26 protein-coding genes and 1 other RNA gene are annotated in these 24,158 nt (G+C 50.4%); 19 read left to right on the top strand and 8 right to left on the bottom strand.

The annotated features are described in order from the left end of the window. Nucleotides 1-173: 173 nt before the first annotated feature. On the bottom strand, nt 174-374 hold the full coding sequence (locus AC1VOR_RS04685) for a hypothetical protein (RefSeq protein ID WP_482616088.1): 201 nt from the start codon (nt 372-374) through the stop codon (nt 174-176). 174 nt (nt 375-548) lie between these two features. After that, nucleotides 549-1,376, bottom strand: a complete 828-nt coding sequence (locus AC1VOR_RS04680; RefSeq protein ID WP_482616087.1) for a YitT family protein — start codon at nt 1,374-1,376, stop codon at nt 549-551. A gap of 247 nt (nt 1,377-1,623) precedes the next feature. Here AC1VOR_RS04680 and cshA point away from each other — a divergent pair, with 247 nt between their 5' ends. Further along, on the top strand, nt 1,624-3,207 hold the full coding sequence (cshA, locus tag AC1VOR_RS04675; protein WP_482616086.1) for a degradosome RNA helicase CshA: 1,584 nt from the start codon (nt 1,624-1,626) through the stop codon (nt 3,205-3,207). Between the two features lie 66 nt (nt 3,208-3,273). On the opposite strand, the gene AC1VOR_RS04670 is transcribed toward cshA, so the two are convergent. After that, nucleotides 3,274-3,381 carry a hypothetical protein gene (locus AC1VOR_RS04670; protein ID WP_018750481.1) on the bottom strand — a complete coding sequence of 36 codons (108 nt, stop codon included), beginning with the start codon at nt 3,379-3,381 and terminating at the stop codon, nt 3,274-3,276. Nucleotides 3,382-3,563: 182 nt separating this feature from the next. On the opposite strand from AC1VOR_RS04670, the gene AC1VOR_RS04665 reads away from it, so the two are divergent. From AC1VOR_RS04665 to AC1VOR_RS04655, 3 genes are all read left to right on the top strand, one after another. Continuing rightward, nucleotides 3,564-4,367 (top strand): YesL family protein, encoded by an 804-nt coding sequence (locus AC1VOR_RS04665; protein WP_482616085.1) that lies wholly within the window; start codon nt 3,564-3,566, stop codon nt 4,365-4,367. 56 nt (nt 4,368-4,423) lie between these two features. Then, nucleotides 4,424-4,612: non-coding RNA, 6S RNA (gene ssrS / locus AC1VOR_RS04660), on the top strand. A 179-nt stretch (nt 4,613-4,791) separates the two neighbouring features. Beyond that, nucleotides 4,792-5,190 carry a DUF1499 domain-containing protein gene (locus AC1VOR_RS04655; RefSeq protein ID WP_482616084.1) on the top strand — a complete coding sequence of 133 codons (399 nt, stop codon included), beginning with the start codon at nt 4,792-4,794 and terminating at the stop codon, nt 5,188-5,190. A gap of 71 nt (nt 5,191-5,261) precedes the next feature. Here the strand turns inward: AC1VOR_RS04655 and tpx are convergent, their stop codons facing one another. Next, nucleotides 5,262-5,783, bottom strand: coding sequence for a thiol peroxidase (tpx, locus tag AC1VOR_RS04650; protein ID WP_482616083.1), 522 nt, complete (start codon nt 5,781-5,783; stop codon nt 5,262-5,264). 111 nt (nt 5,784-5,894) lie between these two features. Here tpx and AC1VOR_RS04645 point away from each other — a divergent pair, with 111 nt between their 5' ends. Both AC1VOR_RS04645 and gltC read left to right on the top strand, forming a co-directional pair. Further along, the gene (locus tag AC1VOR_RS04645) at nt 5,895-6,509 is read left to right on the top strand and encodes a rhomboid family intramembrane serine protease (protein WP_482616082.1); all 615 of its coding nucleotides are present in this window, start codon (nt 5,895-5,897) and stop codon (nt 6,507-6,509) included. 92 nt (nt 6,510-6,601) lie between these two features. After that, nucleotides 6,602-7,510: a glutamate biosynthesis transcriptional regulator GltC gene (gltC, locus tag AC1VOR_RS04640; protein ID WP_059054214.1), complete on the top strand. Its 909-nt coding sequence runs from the start codon at nt 6,602-6,604 to the stop codon at nt 7,508-7,510. Between the two features lie 136 nt (nt 7,511-7,646). Here gltC and AC1VOR_RS04635 read toward each other — a convergent pair whose 3' ends face one another. Next, on the bottom strand, nt 7,647-8,327 hold the full coding sequence (locus AC1VOR_RS04635) for a zinc metallopeptidase (RefSeq protein WP_482616081.1): 681 nt from the start codon (nt 8,325-8,327) through the stop codon (nt 7,647-7,649). An 86-nt stretch (nt 8,328-8,413) separates the two neighbouring features. After that, a complete protein-coding gene (locus AC1VOR_RS04630; RefSeq protein WP_482616412.1) occupies nt 8,414-8,854 on the bottom strand; it encodes a MerR family transcriptional regulator in 441 nt (146 codons plus the stop codon). A gap of 276 nt (nt 8,855-9,130) precedes the next feature. Between AC1VOR_RS04630 and AC1VOR_RS04625 the strand changes: the two genes are divergently transcribed. From AC1VOR_RS04625 to AC1VOR_RS04605, 5 genes are all read left to right on the top strand, one after another. Continuing rightward, nucleotides 9,131-10,522, top strand: coding sequence for an ammonium transporter (locus AC1VOR_RS04625; protein ID WP_482616080.1), 1,392 nt, complete (start codon nt 9,131-9,133; stop codon nt 10,520-10,522). A 62-nt stretch (nt 10,523-10,584) separates the two neighbouring features. Beyond that, nucleotides 10,585-11,676: a DUF294 nucleotidyltransferase-like domain-containing protein gene (locus tag AC1VOR_RS04620; RefSeq protein ID WP_482616079.1), complete on the top strand. Its 1,092-nt coding sequence runs from the start codon at nt 10,585-10,587 to the stop codon at nt 11,674-11,676. Next, nucleotides 11,673-12,407, top strand: a complete 735-nt coding sequence (locus AC1VOR_RS04615) for an exonuclease domain-containing protein (RefSeq protein ID WP_482616078.1) — start codon at nt 11,673-11,675, stop codon at nt 12,405-12,407. Before AC1VOR_RS04620 ends, AC1VOR_RS04615 begins: the two co-directional genes overlap by 4 nt. Before the next feature lie 177 nt (nt 12,408-12,584). Next, nucleotides 12,585-13,178 carry a TlpA family protein disulfide reductase gene (locus AC1VOR_RS04610; RefSeq protein ID WP_482616077.1) on the top strand — a complete coding sequence of 198 codons (594 nt, stop codon included), beginning with the start codon at nt 12,585-12,587 and terminating at the stop codon, nt 13,176-13,178. Nucleotides 13,179-13,356: 178 nt separating this feature from the next. Further along, nucleotides 13,357-13,692, top strand: coding sequence for a nuclear transport factor 2 family protein (locus tag AC1VOR_RS04605; protein WP_482616076.1), 336 nt, complete (start codon nt 13,357-13,359; stop codon nt 13,690-13,692). 103 nt (nt 13,693-13,795) lie between these two features. Here the strand turns inward: AC1VOR_RS04605 and cimA are convergent, their stop codons facing one another. Continuing rightward, a complete protein-coding gene (cimA, locus tag AC1VOR_RS04600; RefSeq protein ID WP_482616075.1) occupies nt 13,796-15,415 on the bottom strand; it encodes a citramalate synthase in 1,620 nt (539 codons plus the stop codon). A 192-nt stretch (nt 15,416-15,607) separates the two neighbouring features. On the opposite strand from cimA, the gene AC1VOR_RS04595 reads away from it, so the two are divergent. The 3 genes from AC1VOR_RS04595 to AC1VOR_RS04585 all read left to right on the top strand — a co-directional run bounded on the left by AC1VOR_RS04595 (nt 15,608) and on the right by AC1VOR_RS04585 (nt 18,928). Then, the gene (locus AC1VOR_RS04595; protein ID WP_482616074.1) at nt 15,608-16,912 is read left to right on the top strand and encodes a DNA polymerase IV; all 1,305 of its coding nucleotides are present in this window, start codon (nt 15,608-15,610) and stop codon (nt 16,910-16,912) included. A 120-nt stretch (nt 16,913-17,032) separates the two neighbouring features. Further along, nucleotides 17,033-17,275: a ferredoxin gene (locus AC1VOR_RS04590; RefSeq protein WP_059054195.1), complete on the top strand. Its 243-nt coding sequence runs from the start codon at nt 17,033-17,035 to the stop codon at nt 17,273-17,275. A 204-nt stretch (nt 17,276-17,479) separates the two neighbouring features. Next, nucleotides 17,480-18,928 (top strand): L,D-transpeptidase, encoded by a 1,449-nt coding sequence (locus tag AC1VOR_RS04585; RefSeq protein ID WP_482616073.1) that lies wholly within the window; start codon nt 17,480-17,482, stop codon nt 18,926-18,928. A gap of 10 nt (nt 18,929-18,938) precedes the next feature. Here AC1VOR_RS04585 and AC1VOR_RS04580 read toward each other — a convergent pair whose 3' ends face one another. Next, nucleotides 18,939-19,070 carry a hypothetical protein gene (locus tag AC1VOR_RS04580; protein ID WP_482616072.1) on the bottom strand — a complete coding sequence of 44 codons (132 nt, stop codon included), beginning with the start codon at nt 19,068-19,070 and terminating at the stop codon, nt 18,939-18,941. A gap of 172 nt (nt 19,071-19,242) precedes the next feature. Between AC1VOR_RS04580 and AC1VOR_RS04575 the strand changes: the two genes are divergently transcribed. From AC1VOR_RS04575 to AC1VOR_RS04555, 5 genes are all read left to right on the top strand, one after another. Then, entirely contained in the window at nt 19,243-20,337 is a 1,095-nt protein-coding gene (locus AC1VOR_RS04575) for a quinone-dependent dihydroorotate dehydrogenase (RefSeq protein ID WP_482616071.1), read from the top strand. A gap of 41 nt (nt 20,338-20,378) precedes the next feature. Further along, entirely contained in the window at nt 20,379-21,194 is an 816-nt protein-coding gene (yjbM, locus tag AC1VOR_RS04570) for a GTP diphosphokinase (protein WP_059054188.1), read from the top strand. After that, nucleotides 21,184-21,678, top strand: a complete 495-nt coding sequence (locus AC1VOR_RS04565) for a DUF309 domain-containing protein (RefSeq protein ID WP_482616070.1) — start codon at nt 21,184-21,186, stop codon at nt 21,676-21,678. Before yjbM ends, AC1VOR_RS04565 begins: the two co-directional genes overlap by 11 nt. A gap of 123 nt (nt 21,679-21,801) precedes the next feature. Further along, nucleotides 21,802-23,340, top strand: coding sequence for an RsmB/NOP family class I SAM-dependent RNA methyltransferase (locus AC1VOR_RS04560; protein ID WP_482616069.1), 1,539 nt, complete (start codon nt 21,802-21,804; stop codon nt 23,338-23,340). Between the two features lie 2 nt (nt 23,341-23,342). Beyond that, nucleotides 23,343-24,134, top strand: a complete 792-nt coding sequence (locus AC1VOR_RS04555; RefSeq protein ID WP_482616068.1) for a pseudouridine synthase — start codon at nt 23,343-23,345, stop codon at nt 24,132-24,134. Nucleotides 24,135-24,158: the final 24 nt, after the last annotated feature.

Below are 24,158 nucleotides of genomic sequence, written 5' to 3'. Positions count from 1 at the left end.
TCGCTACTGATTATATCGAAAGACAGGCATCCAGAAAGAACAGGAATGTCACAATTATCCTAGAATGACATGATTTCATAGTTTCATAGAAAAGCAGCAAAAAAGTCGTTCCTTTTACGTGAAGTAAAAGAAACGACTGGGTACTGCAAACCACGCCACCGCCTTGCTCTTCTTTAATGAAGAAAGGCGGAATCTTGATGCTCGCATATGCTGTAATGGATAATTTCCAGCGCATCCTGCGGTTCCAAGATGGTAAAGCCATCCCGAAGGATGATTGTTGAATCAAGCTCCTTTTGATTCAGGAAGGGCATCATATCCGGGAACCATTTGAGTACGATTTGTTCTAATGTTACTGTTTCCATCTCCACATCCATCACCCTTTCCTTTCAGAATAATTCGCCTTCGAATCCATCCTAAATCGGAAAAGCATAAAGCCTGTGAAATACGGGAAGCTGAGCCCTATTGAGTTGTCATGAAGCTAAGGAACCGCTGTGATTATTATAACAGAGAAGCAGCCACTTGAAAACGCCAGCTCCTGCGGAAAATGGCTAGCGGCGACGGAAAGCACCCATTACGCCCACAGTTTCCACAATATTGACAAACGCGTTAGCATCTGTCTTCTTAATAATTTCACGTAACTCAGCTAATTCATAGCGGGTGGTGACCGTCATGAGCATGTCCTTCTCCTTGTGGGAGAAAGCACCCTGTGTCTTGATAAGAGTTACGCCCCGAGGCAAGGTGAGCAGACGCTCCAGCATGTCCTCCGTCTGGTTAGTGATGATGAATAGTGTGACCTTGATGTGGCTGATGTGAATGAGGTCCACCACTTTACCCGTAATATAAATGGACACCATGGAAGCAAGTACCAGGTCCCAGTTGCCGTTCAGGTAGCCCATGGCGAGGATGACGATGGCATTAAGCCCGACCAGCACGTTGCCCACGGGAAAGTCGCGAAAGCGGGTGACGATGGAGCCGATGATATCAAATCCACCGGAGGAGCCACCCACCCGGAAGGAAATTCCGCTGCCAATGCCGACCAGGACTCCGCCGAATACAGCAGACAAGAGCGTATCCGCAGACAAGAGCTTCTCGGGCGTAGGAATAATCGCGATAAACCAGGTTGTCCCAACAACGGAGAGGATACTGAGCCCGATAAATCGCTTGCCAAGCATAAACAATCCGGCGATCAGAAGCGGGATGTTATAGGCCAGATACATGGTACTGATGCTAAGCGGGGTGAAATAGGCAGTGAGCATGGCTAGACCAGAGACGCCGCCGCTGAGCAATTGGAGTGGAACGAGGAACAAATTGAAGCCGGAGGCGATCAGGGCTGCTCCAAGCAGAATGACGGCGCCTCTTCTAATTTCTTTATACACAGTGGTTCACCTCGCGTTAAAAGTAGGAATAGGGGCCTTGAGCGGCTGGTATTCTATTTAAGTTTTGTGCTATACTATTTGAGATATTCTTGAGTAGGTACTCATTTCCAGGTTCAACGCTAGAACCTATGTAAAATTTGCAGGCTTATGGGACAGTCTATAAACGTTTAGAAAACGTCTAAAATTCTACTTAAGAATACAGTGAAGCTGGTGGAATTGTCCACTAAATAGAAGGAGTATGAATATATTGAACACATTTACAGAATTCGGCCTAGAGCCCAAGGTATTACAAGCCATTACGGAGCTCGGTTTTGAAGAGGCAACTCCAATTCAAACCAAATCCATTCCGATTGCTTTGGAAGGACGAGATTTAATCGGACAAGCCCAGACAGGTACAGGGAAAACCGCCGCCTTCGGTCTTCCGCTTATCAACAAAATACCGCGGGAAGAAGAACGTATCGTTGCATTGATCATGACGCCAACCCGCGAGCTCGCCATTCAGGTAGCTGAGGAGATCGGTAGATTGTCCCGCTTCAAGGGAACCCGCTCACTTCCAATCTACGGCGGACAAGATATCGTACGCCAAATTCGTGCCTTGAAGAAAAAACCCCAAATCATCATCGGTACGCCGGGCCGCTTGCTTGACCACATCAACCGGAAAACGATCAAATTGGACGATGTACAAACTGTTGTATTGGATGAAGCGGATGAAATGCTCGACATGGGCTTCATGGAGGATATTCAATCCATCTTGAAGCTGGTGCCGGAAGAGCGCCAAACGATGTTATTTTCTGCTACAATGCCAGGGAATATCCAGCGTCTTGCCCAACAGTTCCTGAAAAATCCTGAGCATGTGTCTGTGATTCCAAAGCAGGTCAGCGCTCCATTGATCGATCAGGCTTATATTGAAATCCACGAGCGTCAGAAGTTTGACGGACTGACTCGTTTGCTGGACATGGAATCCCCAGAGCTTGCCATCGTATTTGGACGGACGAAACGTCGGGTCGACGAACTGTCCGAAGCATTGCAAAAGCGTGGTTACTCCGCGGACGGACTGCACGGTGATCTATCGCAGAACCAACGTGATAATGTTATGCGCAAATTCCGCGATGGCAGTATCGACGTACTTGTAGCGACAGACGTTGCTGCCCGGGGTCTGGACGTTTCCGGTGTGACGCATGTAGTTAACTTTGACCTTCCACAGGACCCGGAAAGTTATGTACACCGTATTGGTCGTACGGGTCGTGCAGGGAAAGAAGGGGCGGCATGGTCCTTCGTAACGCCTCGTGAAATCGATCATTTGCATTTTATTGAACGGATTACTCGTCATAAGATTGCTCGCAAGCCACTGCCTAGTATTGCTGAAGCGATCGAAGGCAAGCAACGCATCACGGCAGAGCGTTTGCTTGAGCTTGTGGAGAACGGGGAATTGAACGAGTATAAGGGTATTGCCATTCAAATGCTGGAGCAATATGACTCGGTGAACCTGCTGGCCGCTGCATTCAAGCTGATTACAGGCGAGAAGAATGATAAGACCAACATTGAATTGACGCCGGAAGAACCAATTCGTGTTAAACGTCGCAACCCGGATATTCGTTCCAGCGGACGTAAGCCTTCAGGTTATGGCAACAGAGGCGGCAGTGGATACCGTCGTGATTCTCAAGGTGGTAGCCGTGGCGGTAGCTATGGTGGTAACAAGGGCGGATACAATCGGGATAGCGGAAGCCGCGACTCCAACCGTTCTTCCTACGATCGTAAACCGCGTCCTAGCTCAGGCGGCGGGGAACGCAGACCGTCCAAATTCAACGATAATCAGTCTTTCGATAAATAAGCACGAGATATAGCGACTTAAACCAAAAGAAGACGGAGCTTGCTCCGTCTTCTTCGTTTTTGTCCATTACACGAAAATTGTGCGGCTAATGATAACGAGCAAAATGAACAATACCAGAATCGTACCTGTGGAAGTCCAGAAACCTCCGCCATATCCTACACCTACACCGGACATGAGATAACCTCCTTTAAATGTTGTTAAGGTTTTGGAGTTACGGTATATACTATGGCACATCGGCCCTTGAAGATTAGACACACACCTAGGATGCTGTAAATTAGGCGCTGGAACGTGATGGACGAATCATGTATAGTTAAAGATAGGCAGAAATATCACTTTGCTCGAGAGGAGATTTTTACTTGGAATACAAAGGTTTTATGGGCGGATTTTATAGAATTACCGAATGGATTATGAGGATTTCCGGAAGCAACTTGCTGTGGCTGCTATGCTCGTCGCCATTCATGCTAGTCCTGGCGATGAAGGTGCTCCTGTTGCTGCAGACACCAACACCTCCGCCAGAAACGTTGTCCATCTGGATCATGGGCATTTTGGCACCGTTTACACTATTTCCGGCTACGGCAGCGCTGTTCTCTGTAACTCGTAAATGGGTGATGGGGGAAGGGGACCTTAGCATCATCAAGGTTTATTTCAAGGGCTATAAGGAAAATTACAAGCAAAGCATGATTGGCGGTATCTTCTATACCTTGCTCTTCGCCATTATGTATGTGGATTACCGGGTATACATGACGCAGATGGATAATCTGCAAATCATCGGGATGGTGATGTTGTTCTTCCTGTTATTGCTGTCCTTGTCCTTGTTCAATTTCTTCTCCCTTGTGGCCCACTACCATCTCGGGGCATTTCAGTTGATTAAGAATGCTATCCTGTTCACAATCCTTCGTCCCTTCCGGACGATATCCACGTTGATTTGCGCCGGGGTGCTTGCCTTCCTGACCATGCGCTACGGCTGGCTCATCTTCTTTGGGTTCGGCAGCTTGACGTCGGTGGTAGCCTTCTACAACTTCTACATCGCCTATAACAAGATTCAGGAGAAAGTGGAAAGAATGCGTCAGGCCGAAGAGGATTCAGCTAATAGCCAAGCCGAGGAAGACGAGGATATGGCCCTGGATTTGCCAACGGATGAACAGAAAGAAAAAGATTGACAAATTGACCTGTGTAGCTAAGTTTACATTTACTTAACAAAGTCTTATAATGGGTTTACGTCCTGCGATGTACGTTTCGGTTCTATGTTGTTTTGAACCAATGACGATGTCTCGGGAGACCTAATCGCCTCGTAGCTGAACTGCCCTATCCATGTGATGTGGGGACTTCAAAAGCGTCGCTGCGGTCACCCACCTGCTAATGCAGGTTCGAGACAATGTAACCGGACGGCATAGGCGGGTCTTTATCAAGTTTCTCAAGTAGCGCCCTGTATTTCTTTGGCAGCCCCAAGGAAGGACAAGGCGCTTTTTGTTTATGCAGATCGGGAACGCTCGCTTTTGTTTGTGTGATAACAATGGTAAACTAGAACTAGGAAAACGCATACCGTTATACTGACGCTTGAAGGACATGAAGGAGGAAGAATCGTTGTCACTGAAGAGAACGTTAGCTGGCATTTTTCGTAGCCAGGAGGGGACCAGCGACCGTGCGAAGCTGCCCGAATTGAAGACCAGGTATTATCAATTATCCCGTGAGAAGCTATGGGAGGAAGTATCCTCTACATTGAAAAAAATTCCCGGTTACAAGGTGCTACATGAGGTGGCTTCGGTAGGGGAGATTACGTTGGAGAAGCGGACCAGCCTGGGACGCGTTATGGATATTACGGTGTCCATAGTCTCCACGGGACCTGTTCGCAGCGCAGTGGATATCTACTCGGCCACGCGTGGCTCTATGGGGGATCTGGGGGCCAATTACCGCAATATTCAGCAATTATTTGCGGTTCTGGACAAGAAGTTGGCCGCTCACAAGACATCATCCAACTTGTAAGTAATGCAACGCCAAAAAAAGCGAGCAGGGAGAAGATTCCCCACTCGCTTTTCGCTTTCAGGCTGTAGCTGTTAGCCAATTAGTGCTTTTACGGCTGCAACCGGCTTGTCGTAATCCGGATGTTCGGTCATTTCCTTGAGCACTTCGACATATTGAATTTTGTTGTCCTTATCAATAACGAAGACGGCTCGCATGTCGAGGGCGAATTCCTTGATCAGGACGCCGTAGGCTTTGCCGAAGGAATTGTCCTTATAATCGGACAAGGTGATCACCCGGTCAACGCCAGCGGCTCCACACCAGCGGGCCTGGGCGAATGGAAGGTCAGCGCTGACGGTCAGCACGACAACGTCTTCGCCAAGAGCAGAGGCTTCTTGATTGAAGCGGCGGGTCTGAGCATCGCAGACGCCGGTATCCAATGAAGGCACTACACTGATCAATTTGATCTTGTCACTATAATCCTGGAGGGTTGCCTCCTCCAGCAGATTTTTATGCAGGTGGAATTCGGGTGCCGTGTCGCCAACCTTAAGCTCCGGACCAATCAGGGTAAGCGGATTGCCTTTGAATGTAGCTACATTTGTGCGTTCTTGCGACATGTACATATCCTCCTAATTTGATAGATTTATTATTGGTTCAAAATTAATTATAATCGTTTTAAAAAGAAAATGTCCAATACAAGGAAAAAACGTGGGTAAAGGAAGGGTAAAATGATTTTTCTACGATATGAGAATTGGAGGAGTTACCTCCGGTATTATCCCGTAACCTGTTTGATTCTGGCCGCAAACATTGCCATGTTTATCGTCTTGTGGCTGAATGGGGGGTCCACAAACCCGGAGACTTTAGTAAAATACGGAGCTATGGTTGATTTTGGTCCATTCGCCGCGGAGCAGTGGCGGTTGTTCACCGCTATGTTCCTCCATAACGGATTCAATCATTTGTTCTCCAACTCTTTTGCTATTTTGGTGTTTGCTCCGCCGCTTGAGCGGATGCTTGGTCACTGGCGGTACGCGTTGCTCTATTTGGGTAGCGGTCTGGTGGGGAACGCAATTAGCATGGGGGTATATCGGCTTGACTCGACTTTACATATCTCTGTGGGAGCCTCAGGGGCCGTCTACGGTGTCTATGGGGCGTTTCTCTACATTGCTCTATTCCAGCGTCAACTCATGGATACGGGCTCTCGCAAGACGTTGTACAGCCTGCTGATGGTCGGTGGAGTCTATTCTTTGCTGATTCCACAAATCAACCTCGTTGCTCACCTTGGCGGCTTGGTTGGAGGGTTCTTCATCTACGGCTTAATCATTCGCTTGTTAAAACGGCGTTGAACCCAGAGATTGTAAATGGTACATTAAATTTATAGTAATGCCAGCCCTAATTCCAAGGCTCGTAGCAAAAGCGAAATGGAGCGATCAGACTCGTGGAATTGAGACAACTGCAATACTTTGTGAAAGTGGCGAGGAAAGAGCATGTCACACAAGCCGCCGAGGAGCTGCATGTTGCGCAATCGGCGGTGAGCCGGCAAATTCACCAGCTTGAACAGGAGCTGGGGGTGAGCCTGTTTATGCAGAAGGGCAGAAATCTTCAGTTGACCGCTGTCGGACAGTTGTTCTGCGGCCGAGTAGAGTCGGTTCTGAAAGATTTGGACCGGGCCGTTAATGAGGTGCACGAATTTCTGGACCCCGAGCGGGGAGAAATCCGGCTCGGGTTCCCCAATAGTCTTGGCATTCATATGATTCCTAGTGTAGTCGCGGAGTTCCGCAAGCTGTATCCGAATGTGAAGTTTCGCTTCAAGCAGGGCACTTATCCTACGCTGATTCGGGATACTGTGGCCGGAGAGATCGATTTGGCCTTCATTTCCCCTTTCCCGGAGAATCATGATCAGGTTACGGGGAATGTAATGCTGACTGAGGATCTGGTGGCAATCTTGCCGCCGGGCCATCCTTTGGCTGAAGAGCAGAGCATCAAGCTCAGCCAGTTGAAGGATGAGAAGTTTATCTTGTTCAGCAAGGGGTATTCTCTGCGTCCCATTGTTTGGCAGGCTTGTCTTGAGGCGGGTTTTACGCCCAAGATCGCCTTTGAAGGGGAGGAGACGGATACGATCCGTGGCTTGGTGGCTGCGGGAATGGGGGTCAGCCTTCTGCCGGAGATGGCTTTGTTTCAGAGCTTTACGTTACAGCCGGTTCGTGTGCGAGTTTATGAACCGAAGGTAACACGGACGATCGGTCTGATTCACCGCTCCGACGAGAAGTTGCCGTTAGTAGCGCAATCATTTCGGGTATTTCTGCTGGAGTATTTCGGTCTTCAGGTAGATACGCCGCCGCACTAGAGCAGTAATCTTTTTTGTAAACGCTATCTTACATTTGATGATGTACCTTTGGAGTGAACAAAAAAACTGCCAGGTCCTCGAATTCGGGGAGCCTGGCAACTTTTTTTTCTTCCGACTTTACTGACTCTAGCTTAAATTAATCGCGATTCCCTGCAAAAATCAGAATGTAGCGAAGCAGTTCCAGTAGGGAAATCAGCGCAGCCGCTACATAAGTCAATGCAGCCGCATTAAGCACTTTGCCTACGCCGCGGGATTCATCATGAGTGACGAAGCCTTGGGACACCATGATTTTGCGGGCTCTGCTGCTGGCATCAAATTCTACCGGCAAGGTTACGAGTTGGAACAGCACAGCAACCGAGAAGAAGATAATCCCTAGCCCAATTAAGTTGAAGGCTTGAAATATAAAGCCGGCAATCAACAAGAAAGGGGCAATACCGGAAGCGAAATTGACAACCGGGAACATCCGGTGACGCATGACCAGCATCGGGTATTTCTCCTTATGCTGAATGGCATGACCAACCTCGTGACAGGCTACGGCTACGGCAGAGATGGAGCTTTCATAATATACGGGCTCCGATAAACGGACGACGCGATGAATCGGATCGTAGTGATCGGACAGTGTGCCGCGTACCGGTTCAATCGGCACATCGTACAGGCCGTGGGCATCCAGCATCCGCCGTGCAGCATCATGGCCGGTTAAGCCGTACATATTTTGTACTTTGGCCCATTTGTTGAAAGTACCCTTGACCCGGAACTGGGCCCACAGGGAAAGCCCGAAGGCAAGTAAAATCGGGATTAACATGACGTCTGAATACATGAATCATTCCTCCAAGTTATCAATTGAATTAGAATCGTGCCTGCATTCGAACAACAGCAACCAAGCTAAAGGCCAGTTATGCTAGTCTATGAGAAGGGACTATTGTTCATGAGCACGCGGATCGCTTCCATACAAGCCAGGCTCTTGGGCAGCAAGTGAGCAAAAGCCCGCTGGGCTTGCTTGGGCTGCATATTGGAAATAAGGGGCTCCAGCTCCTTCACTTCCCGTTCCAGTTGCTGCATGTGAAGCTCCAGCGAGCTCAATCTCTCAGAGACTTGCTCCTCCGGCGTCACTCGCTTCCACAGGTCTAACTTCTCGCGGATCTCATCCAACGTATATTTCTCTTGTTTCCATTGATTAATACGTTGCAGCCTGTTCAAGGTTTCAGCACTGTACAGGCGGTAGTTCTTCTGGGTCCGCTTCTCGGGAGAGACAAGCCCTAGCTTGGTATAGTAGTCTATCGTACGTTCGCTGACGGCGGCGGCTTTGGCCAATTCTCCAATCCGGTACAGTTTCGTTACTCCAATGACATCACCTCTCCTGCTCGCTAAGAATCCAATTACTTATATTTATATTCTGTTCTTTTATGATACTGAACAATAAGTGTACAGTCAAACGTTACGCTTTACTTTTTTTAGTAACTATAAAGGTTTTGTGTTTAAATATTACATACAATGTTACGATAAGTGCAAATAATCACTTTTTTTCAAAAAAAGTATTGTCATATCGCTTATTTTCGTCTTATAATCACCTTAACAATTCATTTTGTGTTAGGAAACTTAACATTAAGGGAGTGTTAAAGGATGAAGAAAAAGTGGCTCTACGGTTTAGTGGTGTTTCTAGCAACATTTTCGTTTCCGGTATCGGCTTTTGCCGCTGAGGGAGAGATCAGCAGCTCGGTGCTGGAACTGGGACTTAACTCCTTGTTCGTATTCGTAGCAGCAATGCTCGTCTTCTTTATGCAAGCAGGTTTTGCTTTGCTGGAGGCAGGGACGGTTCGTATGAAGAATGCGGGTCATGTAGCCGGCAAAACGGTATTGACCTTGGGCATTTCAATTCTTGCTTGGTGGCTGTTTGGTTTCGGCTTCGCCTTTGGCGACGGTAACAGCTTCCTGGGGACGACAGGATTTTTCTTCGGCGGAGAAGGCGACATTGGTTCGTTCAGCGTCTTTGCCGAAATCGGTGTACCGCTTAATCTGATGTTCCTGTTCCAAATGGCTTTTGCCGCTGTTTCACTGGCGATTGCTTGCGGGGGAATGGCTGAGCGGGCAAAGCTTAGCGTTTATATCGTATTCGGAATCATCTTCGTCGTTATCATTTATCCAATCGTAGCTCACTGGGTATGGGGCGGTGGATGGCTTGGTAACCTTGGCATGCAGGATTACGCGGGTTCCACGGTGGTTCACTTAACAGGTGCAACTGCAGCTCTGGCGGCGACGCTTCTGCTCAAGCCTCGTCTTGGTAAATACAATAAGGATGGAAAGCCAAACAGTATTCCGGGTCATAACCAAGTGTTGACGGTATTGGGTGTTATTATCCTGTGGATCGGTTGGTTCGGCTTTAACCCAGGTAGTGCCTTGACACCGCTTGGTGATGGATTCTTCGGTTACGTGCTGATGACGACGAACTTGGCTGCAGCCGCTGGTGCAGTTGCTGCCTTGCTGATCTCCTGGGCTGTCATGGGCAAGTCGGACATTCCAAGCATGCTGAACGGCGTACTGGCCGCTCTCGTAGCTATTACTGGCTCCTGCGCATTCGTTGATGCATGGGCGGCTGTCATTATCGGTGCGGTTGCCGGTATCTTGACCTTCTTCACAGCAAGATGGTTTGAGCGTGCTGGTGTGGATGATCCAATCTACGCCTTCTCTGTACACGGGATTGCCGGTGTATGGGGCGCGATTTCTACAGGCTTGTTCGCAGCACCTCGTCTGGTCGAGACGACTGGAGTTGGGGCACCGGGCCTGTTCTACGGTGGTGGATTTGGACAATTGGGCGTGCAATTACTTGGGGTTATCGGAACCTTCGCCTTTGTACTGGTGTTGTCCTTCCTGGTCCTTGGCGGTATGAAGTGGCTGATGGGTCTGCGCGTGACAGAAGAGGAAGAAACCATGGGTCTGGATATCAGCGAACACGGTACCTATGGCTACCCTGAGCAAATGAATCTCTTGAACAAGAACGGAGTCTCCGCTGATTAAGAGAACTCAGGGTAGAGAACCATCCCGGGGGCGCATCCGGGAATAAGAAAGGAAGTTGGGACATGAGTCACGATACGGCCATGAATAACGAGCGTTTGTCAGCGGTTCGCTTGGCATCTTCTCCCGCATTGCTCAGGACGGCCAGAATCGATGAGCAGAACCGCCTGTACGCCAAGCTGACTTCCACGCCCATCCGGGCATGGAACATGGAAGCTTCGGAACTGCATGATGCGGTCATGACCCAAGCATGTCAACTCGGTGAAGATACAATGATTCAGGAGGGCCTTGGCCCTCCTCCTTCTCATTATGCATTCATTGCCTTTGGTAGCGCGGGAAGGGCGGAGCCGACCTTGTGGAGCGACCAAGATAATGGCTTAATTTATGGTGGCGATCATACGGAGCAGATTAGCTCCTATTTTGAACAGTTTGGCACCAAGCTCTCGGCCATTTTGGAACATGTCGGATATCCCTTATGCTCGGGAAATGTGATGGTATCCAACCCACTGTGGCGAGGTAACCTGCAGACTTGGGCGAGACGATTCATGGGCTGGCGCGACATACTGGCTTGGGAGCAAGTCCGTTACTTGATGATCGCATCGGATATGCGTCATATCTGCGGTGATGTAAGCTTATCTTCGGCCCTGCGACGGACGCTCAAGGAGATTATGGAGCTGGATCAAGGTATTCAGCAGGATATGAATGCAGCGATTTTGCGCAATACCGTGCGTCATAAGGCCGCATTGAATATTCTGGGGCAAGTCATTACAGAGCCTACCGGTGAACATGCCGGAGATTTTGATGTGAAGTACGGGATGTACATTCCCATAGTGAATGCGGTGCGTTATCTGGCCTTGCAATATGGAATTGAGTCGTCCTCAACCTGGGAACGAATCTCTCAGCTCTACCAGCTTGAAGCGGTACCGCCCCGGTGGATGGAGTCCTGCCGGCGCGCCTTTGATACGGCGGTCAAGTTAAGGTCAATGGTTCCGCCGACCTTGGAAGACGGCATGCTGACGGGAACCCACTATTTGCCGCAGGAAATGCTGAAGCAGAAAGAGATTCGGCGAGAACTGCGGGAATCTCTCAGTACCGTCAGGTTAATGTACCGGACGCTTCAAAGGCAGCATCGGTATGCGGAAAGGAAAGGACTATGAAAGAACCAATGAAGGGAAATGGCGGGTTTTGGGATGTCTTGAGGGGTGGAGGGATGTCTCCGAGAATTGCATCCATGCTGGGTGCCCCTAGCGCGCAACAGATTGCGTTCGTTCGCTCCTTGACCAAAGGACAACGACGTCCGGAGACACTCCATGTTCCATTGACCCAACTAAAAACGGCTGTCTTCGATTTGGAGACGACAGGGTTTCATTACCACTATGGTGATGAAATTTTGTCCTTTGGAGCGGTGAAGGTAGAAGGAGAAACTCCTAGCGAAGAGACCTATTACTCATTGGTGAAACCGGTCTGCTCTATCCCTGAACGCATCGTAGAGCTTACGGGCATTACGGCGGAAATGACCGAGTCTGCTCCTCCGCTGTTGCAAGCCTTACGTGAATTCATGGCATTTGTTGACGACCGGGTGCTGGTGGCACATGGAAGTGCCCACGACAAGGCGTTCCTGGACGTGGCCCTCTGGAAAACGACAAAGGCTCATCTGGGGCACCGTGTTCTGGATACGATGATGATTGCCCGTAAGCTGGAGCCGGATCGGAAGATAGCGGGGTTGGACGATTGGCTGGAGGTCTATGGCATTCCAGTCACACAGCGTCACCATGCTCTGGAGGATTCCAAAATGACGGCATCTTTATGGACGGCCCTGATCGGTCGCCTAACCAATTGCGGGGTTATCACGCTCGGTGATCTCTACACCTTCTTAAGCAAAACGTAAAAAAAGCAGGAATAATATGCTGAAACATTACAAGCCGTCCGGTCTAAGGGCGGCTTGTTGCATGCTGGTGGTTTGAATCTTCAGTCTGATTGTAAAAATTCGTTAAAAACGGGTACAATAATAAACGTAAAGCGAGTAGTGCAGGAAAATACAACGGACATAAGAGGGACAACACTAATGAAGCGAAACCGATGGATTTGGGCCGCATTGCTTATATTGCTGGGCGTGGCAATTATGGACCGGGGGGTTCAGGAGGGCTGGTGGGCCGGATTTGGCGAGAAGGATAGCTCGAAGACGGAGAGCGAAGAGACCTCGCTGGCAGCCTTGGCTGCTGCCGAAGGTACACCTAAGCCAGGGACTGAAGTTCCCTCATTTAGCCTGACTGGTATGGACGGAAATGAGTATAAGGTTGGAGGCAAGCGGGAAAAGGTGCTGCTCTTGAACTTTTGGGCATCCTGGTGTGGACCTTGTAAAGACGAGGCTCCTGATCTGGTCTCGCTTGCCGGGAAGTACAAGGATTCACTGGATATCTATGCGATCAATGTCACGCAGTACGACCAGTTGGAGGATGCCAAGAAGTTTGTAGAAGATTACAGCCTTACGTTCCCCGTGTTGATGGACCGGGGTGAAGAGGTGTTCCAGGGATTTGGCGGAAGGGCCTTCCCCACCAATGTGCTCATCGACAGGGAAGGGGTCATCAGGGAAGTGATTCTCGGTGCGCTGCCCGCGAAGGAACTGGAGGCCAAGCTCAAGCTGATTATAGAATCGTAAAAACAGGGATGTTCCGCCGGGCTCACGATAAGCCTGGCAGGACATCCCTGTTTTTATTATGCAAGATTTTCAGAAAATAATATGATAACTTGACCCGATGTTGTCAGGTTATAGTAAGTACAATAAGAACATGGTACTAATCAAATCACCTGAATCTTAATAAGGGAAGGAGAATAATATGAATTTACAAATACCAGAAGCTGTTAAAAATTACTTTGAAGCATCCAATTCCTATGATAACTATCTGCTTGGCAAGTGCTTCGCAGAAGATGCCATACTCTATGACGAAGGACAGGCTTATCATGGCCCAACGGACATAGAGGCGCATATTACAGAAACAAATAGCAATCTACTGGTTAAAACCAATGTTACCAATGTGGTAGAAAAGAATGGAGAGACCATTGTTACTGCTACAGTTTCCGGCAACTTTGAAGGAAGCCCGGTTGCGCTTGATTTTAATTTTACTATGAAAAATCATAAGATCTCCTTGTTGAGAATCGTCTCAGCAGGGTAGTTATGTGTTATTGAATACACCAGGCACGCATACAAGCTTTAAAAAAACCACCCGTTTAAACGGGTGGTTTGCTTTAAGCTTTTTGTGTTCGGCGGAACTCCCGTCAGTGATTCATCAAGCCCCGACCGGCGGAAGGGATTTCTTCGTAATCAGCCCGTTTGGTCTGCCCTAGCAGGGCGTAACGGATACTGTCGACGAGCGCCTCCCAACTGGCTTCAATTACGTTACTCGATACACCTACCGTATTCCATGAATTCTCGATATTCTGAGATTCAATGAGTACCCGAACCTTGGAGGCCGTGGCGTCCTTATCGTCAAGCACACGCACCTTATAATCGGAGAGATGCATATCCTTTAATCCCGGGTAATAAGTGATGAGAGCCTTGCGCAGTGCATTGTCAAGTGCGTTAACCGGTCCGTTGCCCTCGGCAGCAGTATAGATACTGTTGCCGTCGATGTTCAGCTTGACGAAAGCTTCGGAAACAACCGGACGGTCTGCTGCCTTCTCTACCAGCATTTTAAATGATTCGAATACAAATAATTCCTTCAGTTCACCATTGGCCTGACGAAGCAGCAGTTCCAGAGAGGCGTCGGCGCCTTCAAATTGATAACCCTGATGCTCCAACTCCTTGATCTTGGAGATGACCTCGCGCGTGTTCTCGTTAGCAGGATCAAAATGAATGCCCATATCCTGCGCCTTGGAAAGGACATTGCTTTGCCCGGCGAGCTCGGAGACGAGCACTCGCTGACGATTCCCCACCAGTTCTGGAGCGATATGCTCATATGTTCGCGAATCACGCCGGATGGCGGAGACGTGAATGCCGCCTTTGTGGGCAAAAGCTGCTGTGCCTACATAAGGTTGGTTGACAGGCATGTGGACATTCGCAATCTCGCTAATGTAACGTGCCGTGTTGGTCAATTGCTTAAGCCCGTCAGGTTCTAGCACCTCATAGCCTAGCTTCAATTGCAGACTGGGGATGATGGAGCATAAGTTGGCATTGCCGCAACGCTCGCCGTAACCATTCATTGTTCCCTGAATTTGGCGGGCACCCGCCCGGACGGCACTGATCGAATTGGCTACCGCAAGTTCACAGTCATTATGCGTATGGATGCCAAGTTCCGAGGTGGTGGCGATCCCGGCAAGCACGCTTACAATATCATGCACTTCATGCGGCAAGGTGCCTCCGTTCGTATCGCACATGACCAGCCAGTCCGCGCCGGCTTCTTCCGCCTTGCGCATGACGGCCAAAGCATATTCCGGATTATGTTTGTAGCCGTCGAAGAAGTGCTCAGCATCGAAGATGACTTCAAGCCCTTGATGCTTCAAGTAAGCGATGGAATCGTATATCATGGCCAGGTTCTCTTCCAGCGTGGTTTGCAGCGCAGTGTGCACATGGAAGTCCCATGATTTGCCGACCAAGGTCGCTGCTTGCACTCCGGCTTCCAGCATCCGGTTCAGGTTGGCATCGTGTTCGGCCACGCTGTCTTTCCGGCGGGTGCTGCCGAAGGCCGTGAGCTTGGCTTGCAGATTCAATTCCTTGACTCGCTTGAAGAATTCTATATCCTTCCCGTTGCTGCCCGGAATTCCGCCTTCAATATAATGGACACCAAGCTGGTCCAGCTTCTTGGCGATCTTGAGCTTGTCATCCGCGGACAAGCTGATTCCCTCGCCTTGAGTGCCGTCACGCAAGGTAGTATCGAAGATGGATAAAGCTTTTGACATGATCAAAGCGTCCCCCTTTGGTTGTTCTCAGCATTAAAGCACCGTTTTGTATAATTTCTTATTATAGCATCTGCCGCTTAAATGTCACACGCTTTTTGCAAGCGCAAGCACGGCGGGGCTCTATATTGACCGGATATAGGGAGAAAGGTATGCTGAAGGTAACAGTAACCTATCATAAATGAGGGGAAACCATTGACGAATCCAGCGGATTATTACCCCGCCCGGGGAAGGGTCATCCTGCATGTCGATATGAATGCTTTCTATTGCTCGGTCCATGAAGCGGAAGAACCGGCCAAGTACCGCAACCAACCCACTGCCGTCGCGGGCAGCGTGGAGCTGCGCAAAGGTGTGATCGTAACCTCTTCTTATACTGCGCGAAAAATGGGGGTAACCACCGGAATGACCGTTACCCAAGGGTTGAAGCGTTGCCCTGGACTTATCATTATTCAGCCGGATTTCCACCTATACCGCAAATATTCACGGGCGTTCATGGATATCGCCTACGAATATACGCCAACCCTGCAGGCCGTGTCCATTGATGAGTGCTATCTGGATATTACCGGCTCCAAGCAGTTTGGTACTCCTCCACAAATTGCTAGCCAGATACAGCGACGTATTCACGATGAACTGAATCTACCGTGTTCCATCGGCATTGCTCCGAATAAGCTGCTGGCGAAGATGGCTTCTGATATGAAGAAGCCAAATGGCATTACCGTACTGCGGATTCGTGATGTGCCGGGGCTGCTCTGGGACAAGCCGTGCCAAGATTTGTTTGGGATCGGGAGAAAGACGGCCGAGAAGTTAAAGAAAATGAAAATTTATACGATTGGCCATCTGGCTGCAGCGGACGAATGGAAGCTGATTGAGAGGTTTGGGGTAGCAGGCTCCTGGATGAAGCGGGCCGCCAACGGATTGGACGATTCCCCGGTTAGTGATGAGCGGGAGAAGAATAAGTCGATTGGTCACACCACAACCTTGCCTGCTGATATCAGCAAGATGGAGGACGTGCAGCGCGTCATGCTGAATCTGGCAGATCAGGTAGCCCGGCGGCTGAGACGACAGAAGCTGATGGCCCAAACGGTGCAGATTACAATACGGACTCCCGATATGAAGACCATTACCCGTTCCCAGAGCCTGGATACGGTGACCGAGCAAGCCGAGGACATCTATCGGGAGGCCTGTGAATTGTATCGGCGCCATTGGCGTGAAGACAAGCCCGTCCGTCTGTTGGGGATTACTCTGCAAAATTTGGTCTCCAAAGAAGATTCTGCGCTTCAACTTGATCTATTCGATTACGAGCAGCAGCCGAAGAAGGAATCTCTCACTCGCACGATGGATATGCTAAGGGACAAGTTTGGCGAGCACGCAGTGTTGACGGCAGGCATGTTGACGGATGATCCATCCGCCTTGATCCGAAATCATCGGCGACGCGGAACCTCGCTGCAAACCGACTTTCTTCATGAAGACCAGGACAAGAACGAGCAGGAACGGGATTGATCCCGTTTTGGAATTGGAATAATACGGAAAACGCATTGAAATTGTATACTATTTATATTATATTGGTCATGGTGACATACGCACCGGACTCGTATTGTTTATTCAGGAGGCAGATAAGAAATGGCAAAATATACTTGGGTTGAGAAAGATACTTGCATCGCTTGTGGTGCATGCGGAGCAACCGCACCAGATATCTATGACTATGATGATGAAGGTTTGGCTGAAGTCATTTTCGGAGAAGACGGCAACCGTGGGGTTACCGATATTCCTGACGATTTGCATGATGATCTTCAAGATGCTTGCGATGGCTGCCCAACGGATTCCATCAAGATTGCAGACGCTCCATTTAACAAAGAAGGCTAATTCTACGGCATGACCGGATATAGAAGCCGCCCCTCACTTTGGTGTGAGGGGCGGCTTCTTTGCGGCAAGGGAACCCTGCCTGACAATTAGGTCATAAGTAGCAAAATGGGCATTTCCCGGCGATTTAGATCAGCAACGCTTGGTGATTTGCCGATATAATACCTAACGGAGTTCATTTTGCATAGCTTCATGATGGAGGGAATTATGGGGGATTTGGCTTACCTTAAGAAATATGTGGAGGACCATCCTAACAATAAAATGGCCTGGTATCTGCTAGGCAAGGAATATGAAGCAAGTGGTCAGGAAGGGAAGGCGCATTATTGCTATATTCAAGCTGGCAATATCTATGAAGCCTTTGAAGCCAGCAAGATGCCCTCGCCAGAAGAAGTCTTGCCGGGATATGAGGCGGGACTGGCGGAGGAGAAGCATCGGCGGCAGAAGCGTAGCGGGTTTGTGCGCAAGCTGGCTTTAGCCCTGCTCTTGCTGTTGCTGATACATATCCCGTCTGCACATGCGCCGGGAGATGAGCAGGTAGTTCAGGCTCCGGTCTCTCCTCCGGCGGCAGAAGTTCCAGTTGAGGTGCCGCCCAACGTAGAGGATCCGCCTGAACCGGACGAGCCGCCTGCTCCACCGGTCGTTATCCGTGGGCCGGTATTCACCGCCACGGGATATGGAGGAGGCAGTGACCAGCGACAACAGGCTGGATTATCCAGCCTGCTGGCTCTGCAGCAGCAAATCGGTATGAGCTTGCCTTATGCGGTGGTGCTTGGCATGGAGCCGCTAGAGAACTATCTGGTATGGACCAAGGAGATGCCGGTTGTCGTCGCTTTGGAGGAGGATGCGGGAAGTGGTCAGACGACGCTTCAGTCCTATGACCGGGAGGCTTGTCTCTGTACGCCGCCAGACCCGTCGAACCTACAGGCTGCCGCAGCGACATGGATTCCGGAGCAGGAATCGCTAGGCGTGCTAAGGTCAGCCATGCTTCATTACAAGCAGGCGAAGGGGCAGTGGCCGGAAAGTCTGAAGACCTTGGCCGGTTCTTATCCTAACAATTGGATTGCCGGCACAGATGAAGTGATGGAGCAAGCCTTCGAGCCGCTGCTAGCCCAGCTTGAAGGACCCGCTTCCGGGGAAGGACAACCGGAGACAGCCGAAGAAGCTTCAGCAATATTGGCAAGCGGTATGGCTCCCGGGCAGCCCCCGTATTTCAGCGAGCCGCTTGAGATTATAGTCGATACGGACAATTACAAATTAGCTGTTGTCAGCGGTGATAAGCTAATTCGCAGCTATACGGTGGGCTTGGGTGGAGAACGTACGCCAGAGGGCACCTATGCCATCTCGGAGAAGGTTGTGAATCCGAACGGTAGAGATAACGGAGAATTTGGCAGCAGGGGCATGCAACTGTCAGATACCAATTATGCGATACATGGGACGAATGAGCCGGATAGTATCGGCAAGGATGAGTCGCTGGGATGCATACGGATGACTAAGAAGGATGTAGAGGAGTTATTTGATCTGGTGGCGAAGGGAACGAAGGTGACGATCGGAAAGGGGATTTTGCCGACACTGGAGAGCGTCCCGAAGGAGCGATTTGCCCTGGGGCACAGACAGGATCAGACCAATCCCCACCGTATTTACCGTTGGTTGGATTAGCTAGCGGAACTTAGGTGACAAGCAGAAGGACGACGGTTGCAACAATCAGGACGCCGATAATGGACATGGACCAGATTAGCGCCCTTTTGTTGACCTCGTCCTTTTTGTGCTGGAGTGTAGGTGGTTTACGTTTTGTCGACATATTGCATTCCCCTCTCTTTCCTTATATTGTAACTGCTTTCATTTTGGAATACCATCCCTGGATTTGGTGATTTGCTTTGCCGGGAGGTTAAACTTTTCTTTTGAAGCAGAAACAGCTAAACTGGTAATAGTAAAATAAGGCAAGTGCAGGGAACGGAGTTGAACGAGAAGACGTGTTATATCGCTTATTAGGAAAGCCGCTATTCTTCCGGATGGACCCGGAAAAAGCGCATCATCTGGTTATTGACGGATTACATACTGCTGGCCGCATTCCTGGTGGAGTATCCCTGTTGCGCGGAATGTACGGTGTGCAGGAAACGCCGGAACTGGCTATGGATTTATTTGGACTACACTTTCCTTCTCCGGTGGGTCTCGCTGCCGGTCTTGATAAAAATGCTGATGCGGTACCCGGATTTTCCGCGGTAGGGTTTGGCTTCATGGAGGTCGGAACCGTAACCCCGGTAGGTCAACCCGGCAATGAACAGCCCCGGCTATTCAGACTTCCGCCTGATGAGGCATTGATTAATCGAATGGGATTCAACAATGAGGGAGCTGAGGCGATGGCGGGGCGGCTTCAAGCGCTTAAGTCGCGTCCGATCCCGGTTGCGGTTAACATCGGCAAGAACAAGGTTACGCCTAATGAGCAGGCTTTTCAGGATTATGAGAAGTGTATCTCCGCTTTGTATCCTTACGCGGACTTCTTCGTCGTGAACATCAGTTCACCGAATACGCCGGATTTGCGTAAATTGCAGCATGGCAGCGAACTGGCTTCCTTGCTGGCGGCGGTGGTTCGTCAGATGGGTGAGGAAGCCAAACGCCATGGCAGTGCTAAGGCGGTGCTGGTCAAGATTGCTCCCGATGTGAGCGACGATGAATTGGAATTCATGGTCGATACCATTCAACGCAGCGGGGTATCCGGACTAATTGCTACAAATACGACGCTGTCCCGCGAAGGCATAAGTCATCAGAATGCTAAAGAGACCGGGGGACTCAGCGGCCGTCCGCTAGCGGCCAGATCAACGGAGATCATCTCCAGGGTCTACAGGCAAACGGGCGGTAACTTGCCGATCATCGGCTCCGGCGGAATCTTTACTGCTGAGGACGCCTACGAGAAAATTCGCGCCGGCGCAAGTCTGGTAGAAATATATACGGCGATGATCTATGAAGGACCGGAAGTTAATCGCAAGCTCCATCGCGGGCTTCAAGAGCTGCTGCGGCGCGACGGGTTCAAGCATATCTCCGAGGCGATAGGAGCATCGCACCGTTAACGGGCTTTTTTAGCCTGCGTATAATGACAGGAGGCACAGGGATGGATAGTAGGGATTGGAAAACATTTTTGCTTCCGTACGAACAAGCCGTTGAAGAGTTGAAGGTTAAATTTAAAACGATGCGCTCCGAGTTGAAGAAACGGGAAGAGTACGCCCCGATAGAATTCGTAACCGGCAGGGTCAAGAAGATATCCAGCATTCTTGACAAGGCCAAGCGGCTGGATGTATCGCTTGATGATCTGGAGACCGGCATCGAGGATATCGCGGGCATTCGCATCATGTGCCAGTTTGTGGAGGATATTCGCCGGGTGGCAGAATATATTCGCATGCGCAAGGACCTCAATGTGTTGTACGAGAAGGACTATATTACGAATTTCAAGGAGAGCGGTTATCGCAGCTTCCATATGATTGTCGAGTATCCGGTACAAACCGCGCTTGGACAAAAGGTAGTTCTGGCCGAAATCCAAATTCGCACGTTGGCGATGAATTTCTGGGCTACCATTGAGCATTCCCTGAACTATAAATATCGGGAGAGCTTGCCGGACGAAATGCGCAAACGGCTGAAGAAGGCGGGAGAAGCTGCTTTTGTACTCGATAATGAAATGTCCAGCATCCGCCAGGAAATCTTGATCGCGCAGAAGAGCTTCGAGGACGATGCCAACATTGTGTCGTCGCTGCTTGCGGCTATTCACCAGCTTTATTTCTACCACTTGGTCTCGGAGGCCATCGATGCCCAGCGCCGATTCAATGAATTGTGGGAAGTGAAGGACTTTGAAGGCATCAAGGATTTGCTGGTGGGCGTCAAGGGGCTAATCAAGCAATACAAGAAGGTGGAGGAGCCCGGCGATGAGCTATGAGCCGCTTTATGTGGCGTATCTTGTATATTTCAATCGGGACCGGGATTACTTCGAATGCCATGAGGTGCTTGAGGAGCTGTGGCTGGAACAGAACTACGATCCGCTATATAAAGGTTTACTTCAAGTGGCTGTTGGGTTGTTCCATGCGCGGCGAGGCAATCGGCTTGGTGCCAAGAAGATGTTAGTATCTGCCTTGGAACGCCTGGGGCCCTATCCCGAGCATGTGCTTGGCATCGACCTGGGGCGCTTGCGCCAGGATACGGTGCTGTATGTGCAGCAGCTTGCGGATGAGGCGGACTCGCCTTTCAAATATTATGACTTAACGATTAGGGTGCTGGATGCAGAGCTGGCCGAGGCTGTGAATCAAGCTGCTACGCAAATTGCTCCTAACCATCCGCAGCAGCAGAAGCCTCAGCGCGGGCCCAAGCATGCGGAGCGGCTCTACAAGCTGGAGCAAAGAAAAGCAGGACCACTAAGCGAATAATGACTCGTCTTTCCTGACTCGGGGAGGCGGGTTTTTTCATGAAAATCACCCATGCCTTGTCAGGGGTTGCTATGGTACAATAGCATTGTTTTATTTAGTCTGCACAGATTGGATGGTACACATATGGCGATACAACTGCCGATTGTTTTTATAGAGCGAATGCGGGAGCTGCTGGGGGAGGAATTTGCTGCCTTCCTTGCCTCTTACGAGGAGCCGCGCTACGCTGGAATACGCATAAACACGCTTAAGATTGAAGAGGCGGCATTCCGGGAGCGAGTTCCTTATGAATTAAGGGAGATCCCTTGGTGTGAAACGGGCTACTATGTGGATGAGACAATCAAGCCCGGGAAGCATCCTTATTATCATGCAGGACTGTATTATATACAAGAGCCCAGCGCTATGGCGCCGGTGGAGCTATTGGCGGTTACAAGCGGAGAGCGGGTACTGGATTTGTGTGCGGCTCCAGGTGGGAAATCCACGCAAATTGCCGGTAAGCTGCAAGGAACGGGCTTGCTTGTAACCAATGATATCCATGCGGAGCGCACGAAAGCGTTGGCTAAAAATATAGAGCTCTGCGGGGTGCGGAATGCGGTGGTGCTAAACGAGTCACCGGAGCGAATTGCCGAGTCCTTCCCCTATTTCTTCGATAAAATTCTGATCGATGCTCCTTGCTCGGGAGAAGGGATGTTCCGCAAGGATGAGGATATGGCTCGCTTGTGGGAGCCAGACTGGACCCTGAAGTATGCCGCCATGCAGCGGGAGATTCTAAGCTCGGCGGCTGCGATGCTGGCTCCGGGTGGCCGAATCGTCTATTCCACTTGTACGTTCGCCCCGGAAGAGGACGAGATGATGATCGCGGAATTCTTGCTCTCCCACCCGGAGTTCCAAGTGGTTCCTCTGGCCAGAGACAACGGGATTGCGCCGGGACGGCCGGAGTGGCTGGGAAGACAGGAGAATGGACAAGCCTTCCCGCCTGATGTGGTCAGGCAGATTGCGGACTGCGGTCGGCTGTGGCCACATCAAGTAGCAGGCGAGGGACACTTCTTCGCGGTGCTGGAGCGGATAGAAGGAAGAGAATGGCCGATTACGGCAGAGAAGATGATGAATACCTCGGAAGAGGTACCGGTAAACACTCGGGGGAGAAGAACGCCCCGTCCTGTGCGCCGGTCGCGGCATGCGGCCGGCGCACAAGACGGGAGCGATCGCCACCAAGTGGATGAACAGGAAGTGCTGGAGAGCTGGCACAGGTTTGCCCGGGAGCAGCTTGCTGTACCGTTAATGGGAGAACCTTTATTATATGGAGGAAATGTGTATCTGTCCCCGCTGACCAAGGAGCGTCTTGACGGACTGAAGGTAGTCAGACCAGGCTGGTATGTCGGTACGGCGAAGAATGGGCGCTTTATTCCGGGCCATCCGCTGGCTACGGCATTACGCCCTGAGGAAGCGTTGCGGGTTCTCCATCTCTCGGGAGAGACGGGCGAGGCGATACGCTACTTGAAGGGAGAGACGCTCACGGTGGAGGCGCAGCGGATTCAATGCCGTGAGGGAGCTAGCCTTAAAGGTTATACATTGGTTGCTGTGGACGGATACTCGCTGGGTTGGAGTAAATGGCAGGATGGACTGCTTAAGAATGAATATCCTGCCGGGTGGAGGTGGACGTAAGCATGAGTAGCGGTAAGAAGACGCAACGATTGGATAAAATTTTGGCGCACCTTGGTTATGGTACCAGGTCGGAGCTTAAGAAGTTAGTCAAGCAAGGCCGAGTCACTTGCGGAGGCAAGGTGGTGAAGGATAGCGGACTCCAATGCGATCCCATTGCGGACGTCATTGAACTGGACGGAGAACGGATTTTCTACCGTGAATTTGTCTATCTGATGCTGCACAAGCCGCCGGGAGTAATCTCGGCTACAGAGGATGCGCGGGACCGCACGGTGCTGGACTTGTTACCGGTGGACTTTCAAGTGTTTTCTCCTTTTCCCGTCGGACGGCTTGACAAGGATACGGAAGGATTGTTGTTATTAACGAATGATGGGCAATTGGCCCATGATCTGTTATCTCCCCGCAAGCATGTACCCAAAACGTATGAGGCTCACGTGCTCGGACATGTTGGGGACTCGGAGGCGATACGCTTTCGTCAAGGCGTTACGCTGGACGATGGTTATATGACTTTGCCTGCCGAACTGGAGGTATTGGAGCATAGTATAGCCGGGGATGGCGTACGGAGTTCGCGAATTCGCCTAACCATTTCGGAGGGGAAATTCCATCAGGTCAAGCGAATGTTCGAAGCGGTAGGCTCGCAGGTGACTTATCTGAAGCGCTTGTCGATGGGACCACTTGTGCTGGATGAGACCTTGCCCCTGGGAGACTTTCGGGAATTAACTGCGGAGGAGATCGAGGCGTTGCGTACTTATAAAAGGGTTGCGAAGGATATCCTTGCGGGAAATGAGCGGCTTTGATAGGGTTGTAGTAAGAGATAGAAG

This window comes from Paenibacillus sp. 1SOY10, assembly GCF_056836745.1.
This window is presented reverse-complemented; position numbering and strand designations above follow the sequence as displayed.

Excerpts from the sequence above, each read along its gene's own strand:
- AC1VOR_RS04685 (WP_482616088.1), bottom strand. The coding sequence starts at position 374 with ATGGATGTGGAGATGGAAACAGTAACATTAGAACAAATCGTACTCAAA.
- AC1VOR_RS04670 (WP_018750481.1), bottom strand. The coding sequence starts at position 3,381 with ATGTCCGGTGTAGGTGTAGGATATGGCGGAGGTTTCTGGACTTCCACA.
- tpx (WP_482616083.1), bottom strand. The coding sequence starts at position 5,783 with ATGTCGCAAGAACGCACAAATGTAGCTACATTCAAAGGCAATCCGCTT.
- AC1VOR_RS04645 (WP_482616082.1), top strand. The coding sequence starts at position 5,895 with ATGATTTTTCTACGATATGAGAATTGGAGGAGTTACCTCCGGTATTAT.
- AC1VOR_RS04635 (WP_482616081.1), bottom strand. The coding sequence starts at position 8,327 with ATGTATTCAGACGTCATGTTAATCCCGATTTTACTTGCCTTCGGGCTT.
- AC1VOR_RS04625 (WP_482616080.1), top strand. The coding sequence starts at position 9,131 with ATGAAGAAAAAGTGGCTCTACGGTTTAGTGGTGTTTCTAGCAACATTT.
- AC1VOR_RS04620 (WP_482616079.1), top strand. The coding sequence starts at position 10,585 with ATGAGTCACGATACGGCCATGAATAACGAGCGTTTGTCAGCGGTTCGC.
- AC1VOR_RS04615 (WP_482616078.1), top strand. The coding sequence starts at position 11,673 with ATGAAAGAACCAATGAAGGGAAATGGCGGGTTTTGGGATGTCTTGAGG.
- AC1VOR_RS04610 (WP_482616077.1), top strand. The coding sequence starts at position 12,585 with ATGAAGCGAAACCGATGGATTTGGGCCGCATTGCTTATATTGCTGGGC.
- AC1VOR_RS04605 (WP_482616076.1), top strand. The coding sequence starts at position 13,357 with ATGAATTTACAAATACCAGAAGCTGTTAAAAATTACTTTGAAGCATCC.
- cimA (WP_482616075.1), bottom strand. The coding sequence starts at position 15,415 with ATGTCAAAAGCTTTATCCATCTTCGATACTACCTTGCGTGACGGCACT.
- AC1VOR_RS04590 (WP_059054195.1), top strand. The coding sequence starts at position 17,033 with ATGGCAAAATATACTTGGGTTGAGAAAGATACTTGCATCGCTTGTGGT.
- AC1VOR_RS04585 (WP_482616073.1), top strand. The coding sequence starts at position 17,480 with ATGGGGGATTTGGCTTACCTTAAGAAATATGTGGAGGACCATCCTAAC.
- AC1VOR_RS04580 (WP_482616072.1), bottom strand. The coding sequence starts at position 19,070 with ATGTCGACAAAACGTAAACCACCTACACTCCAGCACAAAAAGGACGAG.
- yjbM (WP_059054188.1), top strand. The coding sequence starts at position 20,379 with ATGGATAGTAGGGATTGGAAAACATTTTTGCTTCCGTACGAACAAGCC.
- AC1VOR_RS04565 (WP_482616070.1), top strand. The coding sequence starts at position 21,184 with ATGAGCTATGAGCCGCTTTATGTGGCGTATCTTGTATATTTCAATCGG.
- AC1VOR_RS04560 (WP_482616069.1), top strand. The coding sequence starts at position 21,802 with ATGGCGATACAACTGCCGATTGTTTTTATAGAGCGAATGCGGGAGCTG.
- AC1VOR_RS04555 (WP_482616068.1), top strand. The coding sequence starts at position 23,343 with ATGAGTAGCGGTAAGAAGACGCAACGATTGGATAAAATTTTGGCGCAC.